The sequence below is a fragment of the Streptomyces sp. NPDC049970 genome, assembly GCF_040660235.1.
In the GTDB taxonomy this organism is placed as follows: Bacteria; Actinomycetota; Actinomycetes; order Streptomycetales; family Streptomycetaceae; genus Streptomyces.
This window is the reverse complement of record NZ_JBFALP010000003.1, coordinates 236,293-250,063: the sequence shown is the minus strand read 5'-3', so window position 1 is coordinate 250,063 and position 13,771 is coordinate 236,293. Positions and strand designations below refer to the sequence as shown.

Annotated in this window: 14 protein-coding genes; 7 read left to right on the top strand and 7 right to left on the bottom strand. The window is 69.1% G+C overall.

Annotated features, from left to right (window positions below):
* Positions 1-390 precede the first annotated feature (390 nt).
* From AB0I83_RS07410 to AB0I83_RS07390, 5 genes are all read left to right on the top strand, one after another.
* Positions 391-1,137: an IPT/TIG domain-containing protein gene (locus AB0I83_RS07410; RefSeq protein WP_363303923.1), complete on the top strand. Its 747-nt coding sequence runs from the start codon at positions 391-393 to the stop codon at positions 1,135-1,137.
* A 220-nt stretch (positions 1,138-1,357) separates the two neighbouring features.
* Positions 1,358-2,374 carry an IPT/TIG domain-containing protein gene (locus AB0I83_RS07405; protein ID WP_363303922.1) on the top strand — a complete coding sequence of 339 codons (1,017 nt, stop codon included), beginning with the start codon at positions 1,358-1,360 and terminating at the stop codon, positions 2,372-2,374.
* 208 nt (positions 2,375-2,582) lie between these two features.
* The gene (locus AB0I83_RS07400; protein ID WP_363303921.1) at positions 2,583-3,095 is read left to right on the top strand and encodes an Ig-like domain-containing protein; all 513 of its coding nucleotides are present in this window, start codon (positions 2,583-2,585) and stop codon (positions 3,093-3,095) included.
* Between the two features lie 526 nt (positions 3,096-3,621).
* Positions 3,622-4,338 carry a C39 family peptidase gene (locus tag AB0I83_RS07395; RefSeq protein ID WP_363303920.1) on the top strand — a complete coding sequence of 239 codons (717 nt, stop codon included), beginning with the start codon at positions 3,622-3,624 and terminating at the stop codon, positions 4,336-4,338.
* A 55-nt stretch (positions 4,339-4,393) separates the two neighbouring features.
* The gene (locus AB0I83_RS07390) at positions 4,394-5,383 is read left to right on the top strand and encodes an esterase family protein (RefSeq protein ID WP_363303919.1); all 990 of its coding nucleotides are present in this window, start codon (positions 4,394-4,396) and stop codon (positions 5,381-5,383) included.
* Positions 5,384-5,468: 85 nt separating this feature from the next.
* Here AB0I83_RS07390 and AB0I83_RS07385 read toward each other — a convergent pair whose 3' ends face one another.
* Entirely contained in the window at positions 5,469-5,843 is a 375-nt protein-coding gene (locus AB0I83_RS07385) for a type II toxin-antitoxin system VapC family toxin (RefSeq protein WP_356535879.1), read from the bottom strand.
* Between the two features lie 256 nt (positions 5,844-6,099).
* A complete protein-coding gene (locus AB0I83_RS07380) occupies positions 6,100-6,804 on the bottom strand; it encodes an ATP-binding protein (protein ID WP_363303918.1) in 705 nt (234 codons plus the stop codon).
* Positions 6,805-6,998: 194 nt separating this feature from the next.
* Between AB0I83_RS07380 and AB0I83_RS07375 the strand changes: the two genes are divergently transcribed.
* Both AB0I83_RS07375 and AB0I83_RS07370 read left to right on the top strand, forming a co-directional pair.
* Positions 6,999-7,871: a helix-turn-helix transcriptional regulator gene (locus tag AB0I83_RS07375; protein ID WP_363303917.1), complete on the top strand. Its 873-nt coding sequence runs from the start codon at positions 6,999-7,001 to the stop codon at positions 7,869-7,871.
* Complete coding sequence (locus AB0I83_RS07370) at positions 7,868-8,071, top strand: DUF397 domain-containing protein (protein WP_363303916.1); 204 nt, start codon at positions 7,868-7,870, stop codon at positions 8,069-8,071. Before AB0I83_RS07375 ends, AB0I83_RS07370 begins: the two co-directional genes overlap by 4 nt.
* Positions 8,072-8,126: 55 nt before the next feature.
* On the opposite strand, the gene AB0I83_RS07365 is transcribed toward AB0I83_RS07370, so the two are convergent.
* The 5 genes from AB0I83_RS07365 to AB0I83_RS07345 form a co-directional block, all read right to left on the bottom strand.
* On the bottom strand, positions 8,127-9,095 hold the full coding sequence (locus AB0I83_RS07365) for a fatty acid desaturase (protein ID WP_363303915.1): 969 nt from the start codon (positions 9,093-9,095) through the stop codon (positions 8,127-8,129).
* A 189-nt stretch (positions 9,096-9,284) separates the two neighbouring features.
* Positions 9,285-10,295: a diaminopimelate epimerase gene (dapF, locus tag AB0I83_RS07360; RefSeq protein WP_356839578.1), complete on the bottom strand. Its 1,011-nt coding sequence runs from the start codon at positions 10,293-10,295 to the stop codon at positions 9,285-9,287.
* 115 nt (positions 10,296-10,410) lie between these two features.
* A complete protein-coding gene (locus AB0I83_RS07355; RefSeq protein WP_356535873.1) occupies positions 10,411-11,319 on the bottom strand; it encodes a hypothetical protein in 909 nt (302 codons plus the stop codon).
* Between the two features lie 980 nt (positions 11,320-12,299).
* A complete protein-coding gene (locus AB0I83_RS07350) occupies positions 12,300-13,031 on the bottom strand; it encodes a hypothetical protein (protein ID WP_356839576.1) in 732 nt (243 codons plus the stop codon).
* A 56-nt stretch (positions 13,032-13,087) separates the two neighbouring features.
* Positions 13,088-13,771 (bottom strand): SUMF1/EgtB/PvdO family nonheme iron enzyme, encoded by a 684-nt coding sequence (locus tag AB0I83_RS07345; RefSeq protein ID WP_356535871.1) that lies wholly within the window; start codon positions 13,769-13,771, stop codon positions 13,088-13,090.

The window sequence follows — 13,771 nt, the reverse complement described above, 5'->3', positions numbered from 1 at the left end:
GAGATGCTGGAACACCGGTCGGCACCGCTTCATGAGGGTGCCGGCTGGTTTCTTTGTGCACCGGACCGACCTCGGTGGCGTACGCCGGTGGGACGGCGGCGCGCGCCGCATCGCACCCTTTGCCCTTTGAATCACTTGATTGACCTCTTGTCAGAAATGCTTCCTTGTGGCGTACTTGAGGTAGCGAACCGGTGGGCCGCCCATCCCATGACCGGGGAATTCGGTAAAGGGCGGTGCCTGCCGGTTCTTCCTTTGTGCGCCTACAGGGGAACTCCGTCGACGGCACAGTTCAGCCGCCCACCCCGCAAGGGCCCTCCGCGACGGCCGGCCCGGCGATCCCCCGGTTCCGCCGTGTGCCCTCTGTCCCGTCCTTCAGCGAGGAGTCTCCTCATGCCCATCTCTCCGAATCAGGGATCCACCGGCGGTGGCACGCTGGTGACCATCACCGGCACGAACCTGTCCGGCACCACCGCCGTCACCTTCGGCGGCAAGCCGGCCACCAGCGTCACCAACGTCTCTCCGACGCAGGTCACCGCGGTCTCGCCGTCCGGCTCCGGCCCGGTAGGCGTGACCATCACGACCCCGGGCGGCACGAGCAACCCGGTTCCGTTCTTCTACGTCGGAGCACCGTTCAAGTCCTCGCTCGGGCCGACCTCCGGCCCACTGGCGGGCACCAACACGGTCACGATCAACGGTGTCGGGCTGGCGACGGCCACCAGCGTGGCCTTCGGAGCCAACACCGCCACGCCGACGGTCGTCTCCGACACCCAGCTCACCGTCACCGTGCCTGCCGGCGCAGTGGCGGGCCCCGTCGGAGTGAGTGTGACCACCGCCGGCGGGACCAACAACGGTCTGACCTACACCTACGTGGACGCTCCCACGGTGGCCACCGTCTCGCCGACCTCCGGGCCGACGTCCGGCGGTACGGGTGTGACCATCACCGGCACCAACCTCGGAAGTACCGAGTCAGTCACCTTCGACGGCAATCCGGCACCCTTCTCCGTGGTGAACTCCACCACGGTCTCGGCGGTGACCCCGCCCGGCGCCGCCGGCGCGGTCGACGTGGTGGTGACGAACGCGGCCGACTCCGACACGGCCACCGACGCGTTCACCTACGTCGCGGCTCCCGGTATCTGACCTCACCCAAGGGTGCCGCCCGGTCCTCACCGGGCGGCACCCTGCCCTGCCCCCGCTTCCGGCGGTGGCCCCGCTCCTACCGCCATCCGGCCATGCGATCCACCGATGGACGGACGGCCCGTCTCCGCCGATGCCCCGGGCGCGGCGGTCCTTCTCTCCCGCCCCGGACCGGAATCCGCGCCGCCCCGGGCCTCCCCCAGGCCGTCACAGGAGGATCCTCATGCCACCCACGATCAGCACCGTCAGTCCGTCGCAGGGGCCCACCACCGGGGGAACCACCGTCACCCTCACCGGGACCGGAATGACGGGGGCGACCGGCGTACGGTTCGGCAGCACCGGCGCCACGTCCTTCACGGTCAACTCCGCCACTCAGATCACGGCTGTAAGCCCGCCGCGCGCCGCCGGTGCGGCGGCGGTGACCATCCTCCATCCGACCGGCAACAGCAATTCGGTGACGTTCACCTACGTCGTGTCACAGGTGCCCGTGGTCACCGGGGTGTCGCCCAGCAGCGGTCCCACGTCGGGCGGTACCGGGGTCACTCTGACGGGCACCGGGTTCACCGGGGCCACGGCGGTCACCTTCGCCGCGGTCGCGGCAACCTCCTTCCTGGTGAACTCGGCCACCCAGATCACCGCTACGACGCCGTCCGGAAGTGCCGGCGCCGCCGTGGTGGCCGTCACGACTCCGGGAGGCACCAACGCCCCGGACGCCTTCTTCTTCTACGCAGCACCGCCCGCCCTCTCCAGCGCCTTCCCCAACGTGGGCCCGGCGGCCGGTGGCGTGGTGGTCACACTGACCGGGAGCAATCTGCTCAACGCCGGGGCCGTCCGCTTCGGCGCCACGGACGCCGCCTCCTTCACAGTGGTGTCCGCGACACAGATCACGGCCACCGCCCCACCGGGGACGGACAGTTCACCGATCACGGTGGTCACCCCGGGTGGCACCAGCAACCCCGTCGCCTTCACCTACGCCGCCCTGCCCACCCTGACGGCACTGGTGCCCACCAGTGGCCCGACCACAGCGGGCACCGTGGTCACTCTTGCGGGAACGAACCTCGCCACGGCCTCGGTCGTCAGATTCGGGGCCACAGCCGTCCCGTTCACCGTCGTGTCGGACACACAGGTCACAGCGGTCGCCCCCGCGGCCCCCGCAGGCCCGGTGGCGGTGACCGTCACCACGGCGGGTGGCACCAGCACCGGGCTGACCTACACACGGGTCGCCGTGCCTGGCATCTGACACCGGCGGCGGAGGACGGAACGCCGCGAGCACCCGACGCGTCCGATTGCTCCGCCCTCACTCAACTGCCGGACGAACCTTCCGGGCCACTGATCCATGCAGGTTACTTGCGGCGCAGCCTCCCTGGAAGGGAGCGACGTCGCCCTAGCGTGAGGGCGCGCGGCGCCCGCGCCCTGCGGGCCCGGCGACACAGCGAGGAGCCGAACCGTTGAGAATCACCCAGCACAGAGGGAAGTTGGTCGTCTCCACAGCCATCGCAGCCATGCTGGCGCTGGCCTCGCCCGCCTGGGCCGTACCGTCGAGCACCACGGTGACGGCCGTTCCGCAGTCCGCCGTGGTAGGTACCACGGTGCAACTGCAGGCGACGGTCGACTGCCCTGCCGACCCCACGGGCGGGCTCGGCGTGACGTTCTTCGACGGCAGCGACGAGCTCGGCACAGTGCCCGTGAACGCCAACGGTCAGGCCGGCTACAGCACCACGTTCACCGTCGTCGGCGCGCACACCATCACCGCCGCCTACAACGGCAACGCTGAGTGCGACGCATCCAACAACACCACGACCGCCCAGGTCACGGCAGCTCCGAATCCGCCCGGTCCAACCCCTGGCTTCTGCCTCCTCAGTTGCGGCGGACTGATCAACTTCACCGTCGGCGACATCACCAACAACATCAACACCTCCACGCACACATACGGGTCCCGGAGCCTCGGGCACCAGCGCTGATCGCGACCGCCCCTGCGGTCAAGGCCGAGGGGGCCGCCCAGGACCGGGCGGCCCCCTCAGCGGGTTGCCTCCCGAGCGTCCTGGTCATCCTTCTTGATCACCCTTGAGGTCCCGGCCGTCCGGGGGCTCCGGTCGACCGGGCGAGCCACCTGAGGGCGCTGTGAGCGCCCGTGGCCCGTTCGGTCCCGGCCGACGGCGCTCGTGCGCCGGCACGTCAGGCAGGGCGGACGGCGGGGCCCGACGGAGCAGAACTCGTCGAGGCCACGAACCCCGCCATGGCCACCGGAGGAGTGGGGCAAGGCCGCACCGTGGGGGCGCGGCCACACACGCGTGCGCCTGATCAGGGTCACGCGCCCGTTCAGTGCGCGACGGCCGGCCCCGGCCGGCGGGGACAGGTCCGCCGGTAAGCCTGAGCTTTCACCGCTTGCTTCCCCGCAGGCCGCCAATCACGCTGATTCCGCTCTCGCACACGAACGGGCACCCCCCACTGCCGCGCCCTCACGGGCCCGCACCCCCAGGAGCTCCCATGCGTAAGAGACTTGTGTCCTCGGCGATCGCGGCGCTGGCCGTGGCAGCACTTCTGCAGCCCGGCATGGCAACGGCGTCCACCGAGCCGTCCGCCACCCCCACCGTGTCCGTACTCGCCCACGACACGAAGGCCGGCACGGCCGTCCTCAGCGGGTTCGACGAGCCGGGCAGCCGGCTGAAGGTCGACGCGGGGCGCACCAAGAGCGCCCACTGGCTCCAGATCGCCTACCAGGTCCAGGAGACCGGGTACTGGTGCGGTCCGGCCGCGACGCGCATCGCCCTCTCCGCCCGGACGGCCCCGCCCAGTCAGGGGGATCTCGCCTGGCAGCTCGGCACCACCGAGGCGGGCACCGACCACATCGGCCAGGTGACCGGCGTACTCAACTCGAACCTGGGCGGGGGCTGGTACGAGACCAAGGAGATGCCGAACGATCCGCCCACCCAGGGCCAGCGTGACCTGCTCTGGAACGACATCGTGTTCGACATCGACCGCAACTACCCGCTGGTGGCCAACATCGTCGCCCCGCCCGGCAACCAGCCGCCCGGGTACCCGTCGGACCAGACGATCTACCACTACTTCACCGTCTTCGGCTACGACGAGGTGGACAGGACCGTCCTCATAGCCGACCCCGCCTCCTTCAGCGGCAACCAGATCTACTGGATCTCCTTCGACCAGCTCGCCACGCTGATCCCGCCGAAGGGCTACTCCGCGTGAATCCGCCTGCCCGCCGTCCCGTCCCGCCGCGCCTCCATCCCCCCAGGAGTTCCCTTTGAGTACGCACAACCCGACCCGCAGGGGTCTCATCAAGGCTCTCGGCGGAGTGACCGCGGCCACCGCCCTCGGCGCGGGAGGCGTCCTGGCTTCGGCGTCGGCGGCCCACGCGGCGGGCGACGGCTTCGGACTCCGCATCGTCGAGCGCGGCGAGAGCGACCCCCGCATGTGGTTCTACCGCTTCGCGACCGACGCCATCGGCTGGAACCCCGCCGTCAACGTCCTGCTTCCCGACGGCTACCACTCCGGCGGACGTTCCTACCCGGTCCTCTACCTGTTCCACGGCGGGGGCACGGGCCAGGACTTCATCACGTTCGACCGAATGGGCATCCGCGCGTGGACGGCCGGCAAGCCGGTCATCGTCGTGATGCCCGACGGCGGCCCGGCGGGCTGGTACTCGAACCCGGTCAGCTCGAACACCGGGGCCCGGAACTGGGAGACCTTCCACATCGCCCAGCTGATCCCGTGGATCGACGCCAACTTCCGTACGTACGCCGAGTACAACGGCCGGGCCGTCTCCGGCTTCTCCATGGGCGGCTTCGGGGCGCTCAAGTACGCGGCCAAGTACTACGGCCACTTCGCCTCGGTGAGCGCCCACTCCGGACCGGCCAGCCTGCGGCGGGACTTCGGCCTGGTCACCCACTGGGCCAACGTCTCCTCCGCGGCCGTGGAACTGGGCGGGGGCACGGTCTACGGAGCGCCACTCTGGGACGAGGCCAGGGTCACCGCCGACAACCCCGTGCAGCGCATCGAGAGCTACCGGAACAAGCGGGTCTTCATGGTCGCCGGCACCAGCCCCGACCCGGTCAACTGGTTCGACACGGTCAACGAGACGCAGGTACTGGCGGGCCAGCGGGAGTTCCGGGCCGGCCTCGGCGCGGCCGGGATCCCCCACGAGTGGCACGAGGTGCCCGGCGGGCACTTCGTACGGCCGGATCTGTTCCAGCGCGACCTGGACGGCATCGTCGCCCGGCTCCGAAAGGCCTAGCGGGGCCGTACGGGCAAGGGCTACGGGGAAGGAACCGCCCCCGTAGCCCAGGTGGTGCCCGGGCGCCCGAAGGACGACGTACGGGTCAGGCCCGCACGACCTGTACGTCGTACTCCGGGATCCAGGCGTTCCGGGTGACCAGGGCCATCCCTTCGGCCTGGGCCTGCGCGACGAGTATCCGGTCGAAGGGGTCGGTGTGCAGTATCGGCAGCCTGCCCGCCCGCACCCCGTGGGCGGCGGTGACCGGCACGCTGACGAGGGGCAGGTCGCGCACCTGCTCGGCCAGGTCCCCCGGGCCCTCGAACTCGCCGAGGAACTGCCTGACGGTGATCTCCCACGGCGACACCGCGCTGAGGTGGACGGCGGGCTCGCTGTCGATCAGGTCCTTGATCCGGTCGGACAGCTGCGGGGCGTCGGCCAGCCACCACATGACCACGCGGGTGTCGAGCAGGAACCTCACGAGCGGACCCCGAACGCTGCGGCGATGCTGGGGCGCGGGTCGTCGAAGGTGTCGGGGACACGGATGTGCCCCCGAAGCGAACCACGGCCCCGTCGACGCGCCGGCACCGGTGGGGACGGCACCTGCGGTACCGGTTCACCTGCCTCGCCGACGACGACGAGCCGACCGCCGATCACCCGCTTCAGCGTGCCCGTGAACCGGGGCCCGGCTTCCCCCACGGGACGCCGACGGCGACGGAACCTCTCCCTCAGCCACCTCATGACGCGCTCACCGGGCCGCCCGTGGGCAGGACCTGACTCCCGGCGGGGCGCAGCACCCCTGCCCCACCCGCGCCTCCCGTCCGCACGGTCACGGCGTCTCCGGCTTGCAGCCGCAGAGCGGGGCCTTCGTCCAGGGCCACGATGACGAAGAGCCCTCCCGAGGCGTACCGCTCACTCCGCACACCGCGCACCGTGCGCCAGGCTCCTCCTCCCACTCGTACGCTCTGACCGGCCCGGACGGTCACCGCCGCGACGTCGGTCTCCCCTTCGCCGGACACGGGGACGATGCCGGGAGCCAACAGCTCGGCCCACACCGTCTTCCCGATACCGGCCCGACGCTCGTCCACACCCCAACGGTGTGCCAGAGCCTCCACGAGCAGCAGCCCGCGCCCTGCCGTGTCCAGCGCACCGGACCGCCGCACCACCGGCCGCCCCTCCCCCGCGTCACTCACCTCCAGGCGCAGCAGCCCTCCCCGCTCCCGGCATCCGATACGTACACCGATCATCCGGTCGCCCGGTGCGGGGACCCGCAGCGCGTTCGTCACCAACTCGGAGAGCACCAACTCCGCTGTCTCTGCCACCGTCTGCTCCGCTCGCCACTCGCCGAGCCTGGCGCGCAGAACGGCTCGCGCTCTCGAAACGCTGCTGCGACTGCGCACCAGCCTGAAGGTGAGTTCGTGAACAGCGGAGGGCTCTGCCATGACGCTGACGCTCCTTGAGGATCCGCGATTTGGGGACCGCGAGCACCGTCCACCTGTGACGTTCGGTGACTCGACCAACACAGAATGCCTGCACACTTCGTACTGGCGCAACGTTGAATGCATTGCTGTCTCTCAATTCACCCCTTCGTGGGTTCCGAAGACACCGAGCACCGAATGCTGGTAGGGAGTGGTGCATGCCATCCGTCAAGCCATCCACCGTTCTCGGGCGCCAACTCGGCGACGAACTACGCCGTTTCCGCGAGCAGGCCGGGTTGTCCACAGCTGAGGCCGCCGAGGTCCTCGACTGCACCAAGGGCAAGATCAGCCGTATCGAGAACGGTCACGTGCCGGTTCGCACACCCGACCTCCTCGCCCTGATGCACGCCTACGCCGTTGTCGAGCTGGACGCACGTGAGCGGTTGGGGTCACTCGCCCGTACCGCCAACAGGCGTCGGCGCGAGGGTTGGTGGCATCAATACGGCTCGGTTCTCGCCGACACCTACCGCGACTACATCGAGATGGAGACGATCTGCGACAGCATCAGGACGTTCCAGGTACAGCTGGTGCCTGGGCTGCTCCAGACTCCGGAGTACGGACGGGCCGTGACAGTCGCCTCCCGGGCGTGGCAGACAGCGGAGGAGATCGACCAGTTCGTACAGGTGCGCCTGGCCAGGCAGCAACGCCTTTCCGGTGAGGACCCGTTGGAACTCTGGGCAGTCCTCGCGGAGGGGGTCCTTCACCAGCAGGTCGGCGGCAAGACCGTGATGCACGGCCAGTTGGAGCACCTGGCGGATCTCGCCGAACGGCCCAACATCACCATCCAGGTGCTGCCGTTCTCACGCGGTGCGCATCCGGGTATGTTCGGCCCGTACCTGTTGTTGAGCTTTCCGCGGGTGTCGGCGCTCGATCTCGTACTGACCGAGACTCCAACCGGCAACATCTGGATGGAACGGGAGTCCGAAGTCTCGCGATATCGCGATCTCTTCGACGACGCTCGCACCTCGGCGTTGCCGCCGACGGACTCACTCAGCCTGATCCGACACCTCACCAAGGAGTACAGACGATGACTCAGGAATGCCGCTTGCTGCCGGACATAGCCATTGCCGCCTGGCGTAGGAGCAGCTACAGCGGAGGGCAGGGCGAGTGCGTCGAGGTGGCCCGCAACCTCCCCCACCTCGTCCCCATCCGCGACAGCAAGCGCCCTGCCGGCCCCGTCATCACCTTCGGTCACGGCGCCTGGCGCGCGTTCGTCGATGAGCTTGCCTGATCTGCGCACCATCGCGCGCGGGTGGTCCCGGATGCTTCCCGGACCGCCCGTCGCATCACCTGCGGAGCGCGGTACGGGCCCCACGCGCTGCCGCGGTGGCAGCAGCGCTCGACATCCCGTCGCGCACCGCCAGCGCCCGGAAATGATGGCGTACCAGCGCCTGGTCGCCGAGCAACAGCGCGTCCGGGGTGTACCCAGGAGCGCCGAGGATGCTCCGTTCCAGGACCGGCAGGTAGTTCCAGCGCACCGCGGGATGCGCTGAGTGCGCGTAGTGGTAGAGGTCGCCGTACGGCAGCCATGTACCGCGTGCCAGCAGGGCCCAGGCCGCGTTGCGCGGGTACAGGCGGAGACAGCGCGCCGCCTCCACCACTGCGGGCGTGCCAGGAACGGTCTCGGCGTCCCACCAGCGGTGTTCGACGAGCAGAGACATCCAAGCGAGCTGCGGATACAGGAGCAGGCGCGGAACGGCATACCCGAACAGTGCCGCCTGCCAGCCCCCGGCCGCGGTGATCACCACGGGTACGGCGACGAAGCCGGCCAGACGCCACCATCGCCCCGTACCGTGCGAGACGTTGTCCGCGATACCACGCACCGTGGATGCGACGCCCCTGGGAGTCAGTGGGAAGACCAAGGCCCCGAGGAAGCGGGAGACTGTGACCCCGGTACACAGACCCGCATCGTGGAGTTCACGGAGGTTGGGATCGGCCCCGGCCACGGTCGCGTTGGGGTGGTGCTCCCGCACATGCCGCTGCCGACGGACCGGGACGGGTACGAAGCCCAACGGGACGTGGACTGCGGCCTCACACAGCACGGTGCCGACCCGGCCACTGCGCGTCAGCACACCGTGGACGGCGAAGTGACTGACCTCTTGCAGATGTCGCAACTTCACCGCACCGGCCGCAGCGGCGGCGGCCCATCCGATGGGGCCGCCTTTCGCGGCCACCAAGCACCAGCCGACCAGCTCGATCCAGTGCCCGGCCAGCAGCAGAGCCGGCGTGACGTTGTTGGCACGCTCGCGTTGCATTGTCCTGATGCCCCGCAGCGTCGTCGGGGTACGGCGGGAGCGCTGGGGACTGAACCACCAGCGGTCCGCCTGCCTTAACGCCATACCAGCCGCGATGACACCGAGTCCCATGACCACGCGTCGCCCCCAAGATGTCCGCTCGACGGACCGAAATCATGGTCGGGCCGTGGCCACCCGTGTGGACAACTCTCAGGTGACTGCGGGGCCCTTCATTGTCATCTCGATCCCGGATTCCTCCAGTACCTTCAGATTCTCGCTGTTCAGAGCGGCGAAGGCATTGACTTCATCAAGAAACACCTCACCGTTGTACTCGACGGGGCCGGCGCCGAGCAGCGTGGACGGATCGAGTTCGGCGGTGTACACCTTGGTGCCGTTGCCCTCCAGGACCGGCTGCCACTGTGCGCCGCCGGTCTGCATCCAGCTGCGGGCCGTCCCGCCCGGATTGCGGACCACAACGGGCTGCCCCGGTTCCACCCGCCCCACGCGCGACAGCACCGCGCGGGAGGCAGCGACACCCGATCCGCACGAAGGGGTCAGACCGGCACCACGTTCGAAGGTGCGGATGAACACCTCGGCCTCGGCGAGCGGACGTACGAAGGAGACGTTGGCGCCGATCGGGAAGGCCTCGGGCGTGTTGGCCACGCGTGTACCGGTGGCCACGAGCTCGGCCTCGTTGTAGGCGTCGTCGAGCACGGTGACCAGGTGCGAGTTCGGCACAGCGAGTGCGGAGACGTGACGCGTCGCGTGATAGGCGGCCAGCGCCTGGTCCACGACGGCACCCCGCGCTCCAGCCACGATCGGTTCGGCCGGGTCGAAGTCGACCGGAGGCAGCTCGACGGAGACCTGCCGGACACCGTGCGGGGTCGTATCGGCGGCGCGGACCGTAAAGGAGTACGGCCCGGTGTGCAGCACGACCTGTTCCGCCTGGTACCGGTCCAGGAGCAGCCGTCCCGCGCCGCGCATGCCGTTGCCGCACAGCAGGGACGGGGAACCGTCGGGGTTGTAGAAGTACGCCTGAGCGGTTCCGTCACCGTTGTCGGCGATGAAGTACACCCCGTCGCCGCCGAGCCCACGGCGACGGTCGCACAGCAGCTGAACAGCTCGAGGAACGTCCGCCTCGGCGAAGTGGTCGCCGGGCGCCCCCTCGACGACGAAGATGTCGTTGAGACTGCCGTGCGTCTTGGTGATCGAGAGCGCCATCGCGTTCCGTCCGTCGTGCCACCGGCCCTCCCGGCCGGAACCAGCTTGATCACGCCAGTCTAAGCGGTACGCCCCGCAGACGCTCAGGCCCCGCTCCCCGGTCCCCGCACGGCCGTCACAGCTGTGCGACGACGGCCCGGACAGCCCCCTCGTCCCAGTGCAGTCCTGTGATCATGGGGCGTACCTGAGCCTCGTAGGTGGTCAGGGCGAACGGGGCGGAGGTCGAGCCGTGGCCCCAGATCGACTCGAACCGGCCCGCCCAGCGCTCGACGCTCTTGAAGTACACGGATGAGCGGCCGCGAAGGTACTCGGCGTCGCCCTGCTCCTCCTCGACCAGCACGGCCGCCTTGGAGACGACGACGAAGTCGATCGCCTGGTCGGCCCGGAGCCGGTCACGGACGGCCAGCGCACACTGCACACCGAGGGAGCGGTGGTGATCGACCAACTGCAGCAGAGAGCGAGCGAAGTCGATCCGTGCCAGATCGTTCGTCCAGCAGATGAACAGCCTCTGCACACTCCCACCGGCCTCGATCAGCCGACGGTTCGCGGCCAGGTACTCACGCCGTACCGTCAGCAGATTCGGGTTGGTGGTCAGATCAGCAGCCAGGACACGCTGCGGCTGCGCCCCTGACTCGATGAGGACACTGAACAACATCACGGACAGGCGAGGAACCTCGGACGCGTACACCTGGAGGTGGCCGTCGGCGATCTCGCCGAAGTCCGCTATCAAGTCACGCTCCAGCCGCGAACGGATCATGGCGAAGTAGCGTGCGTCCGCCATATCTCGGTCATTCGCGCGGCGCAACTGGATGTAGATCCTGCGTAACCACATGTGATTGGCGATCATCAGTAGCAGCAGCACGGTCTCGACCGCGAGCACGATGTTGGTCAGGTGCTTCTGCTGCATCGCCCAGGCAACGACGGGAACGACGAGACCGACGATGCCGACCACAGCGTTGAGCACCTGCGAGGACAGAGCCTCGGCGACCCGGGTCCCCATGTCTCGGCGTGGTGGTGTCGTCATTCTCCGAAGCCCCTCTCGAACGACGGCCGATGCGGTCGCGGAACATGATCCCGGAGTTCCGGCATGCAGGACAAGAGCGCCTGTATCCGCCACACGAACCGCAAGGTCAGTTGACTCAGCAGTTCCGGCTCGGCCGTCAGTCGGACGTGCTCAGACCATGACGATGGGCGGCCGGGAACGGTCCAGGATTCGGCGCCGGAGGTTCGGGGCACCACTCGCGCGGCGGCTCCGCTTAGAACCAGGCGCCCCTGCCCGCACCGGCAAGTACCTCCAACGCTGCGTCGACCTCTTCACCCTCGAGTTCGCAGCGGGCACCACACGGGTCTACGTCCGGTCGACCGTCGAACCGTCCGTGACGCCCCCTCCTGCGGACAAGGCTTTTTGACCTGTGGCGCACGCTGTGAAGGCGCGGGACGCCTCGGGGCGCAGGATCCGGCCCGCGAGGTGCTCGCGACAGTGGTCCGGGCCGCACACAGCGCCGCGGCCCGCGTCGGCCGCCACGCCCTGCCAGGCGCGTGGCGGAGCCCGGGAGTCGTATCCAGCTCCCGGGCCCCTGGGGTTGCCACCCAATTGCGCTTGCCAGCGCGTTTAAGAGTGCGGATCAGTCGTCATACCGTCGCGTTCTGCCTTTGAACTACCGCGCCGTGGAAGAGGCGCAGGCCGGATTCGAACCAGCATTCAACGGTGTTCGTCCGCACTCGGTCGATCTGGCAGTCGGCGGCGATACTGAAGCTGGAGCGAGAGTCTGAGATTGATCGCGGCTGCCTCTGCCATGTTGGGCCACCCCGGCATGTGGTGCCGGGGGGAGGACTCGAACCTCCACCGTTACCGCGTCTTCAGGCTGAACGTCAGTTTCAGCTTGCGCTCATCACGCGAGGCGGATCAGTTCCGCCTCGCGCATGGTGCGCACCCCCACGACTTGGCGCGGGGGCGTTTTTGGGATGCCGCCTCGTGTCCGAGGCCGACGAGCTCGTGCACGGTCAGCCGAACAGGTAGCCGAACACCGCGTCTCCGACTCGCCGGTCGGTGATCTCGGCGCCGTTGGCCTCCTCGCGGGCGAACTTCACCGCGTGCTGGAGCTTCTCGACCCGCTCCACCAGCTCGTTCACCCGCCGCGCCGGAAGCGCACCGGAGAACTTCACGGTCGTCCAGTACCCGATGGGCACGTCCTCGTAGTAGACGTCGACCTGTGCCGGGTGCTTGTCGGTCGCTTCGGCCTTGACGTGGTTGCGCGGGACCTTCTTCGTCCGGATCGTGCGCACCGGGTCCGTCTTCCACCAGTCGGTCGACGGGTCGAGCGACCAGGACTCGGAGGCGTCCAGGACCGGGAGCTTCTTCACGAAGGTGTGGAGGTCGGTGAGCTGCTTCTCCAGGAAGAGCAGATAGCTGACCGGGACATCGCTCACGACCGTACGGCCGTCGACGGTGACGTCCGCGTGAGCCGAGCAGTTGGCCCAGTCCTTCGTCGCGGTCACGTCGAACAGCCGGGTGAGCGACGCGGACATCTCACGCAGCGCCTCTTCGGCCTTGATCTGTACCCGCGTGGACTCGGGCGGCAGTTGCTCGCCCTCCTCGTCCTTCGGCTGGTACGTACGCGAGATGCCGGCCAGCAGCGCGGGCTTCTGGACCTTGTGGTGGGCCGCGGTGATGTCTTGGAGCGACTTGCTCTTGACACCCTTCTCCACGGCGATGATCTGGTTGAGCTTCGTCACTTCGCCCCCTTCGAATGCCAGGAAGCTATCGCACACGGAGTCGATCTTGCATGCGATTAAAGGACGCTGCGGGCCAGCCGGTACCCCAGGTCGTCGATCGCGAACGTCGGGTGGCTCCGGCGGCGGACCGTGGCGCCGCAGCCGCGCTCGGACTCGGCCCAGCCGCCGCCCCGGAAGATGCGGTAGGCGCCGTAGACCTCCTCGTCGTAGACGTCCCAGCACCATTCCCAGACGTTGCCCAGCATGTCGTGCAGTCCCCACGCGTTGGGGGCCTTGCCCCCGACGTCACGGGCCCGGCCGCCGGAGTTGGCGTCGTACCAGGCGATGGCGTCGGTCTCGCCGTAGCGGTATCCGGTGGTGCCCGCCTTGCAGGCGTGCTGCCACTCCGCCTCGGTCGGCAGGCGGTAGCCGTCGGACGTGCGGTCCCAGGCCACCTCGCCGGTCGTCGCGTCACGGGTGTAGGCCGGGGCGAGTCCCGCGCGGGCCGAGGCCGCGTTGCAGGCCTCCACGGCGTCCGGCCAGCTGATGTTCGTGACGGGTTCGGCGCTGCTCGTGGCCGGGGCCGGACCCGTGCCGGTGACGGCACCGTGGAGTTCGGTGGTCACCGGGTACCGGCCGAGCAGGAAGGGCTGGAGTTCCGTCTGCCACCGGGTGCCCCGGCGGTCGTCGCGCAGGTCCACGGTGCCTGCCGGGACGGGGACCATGCAGGAGGCCATCGGGTCGTCGGTGAGCGTGTGCAT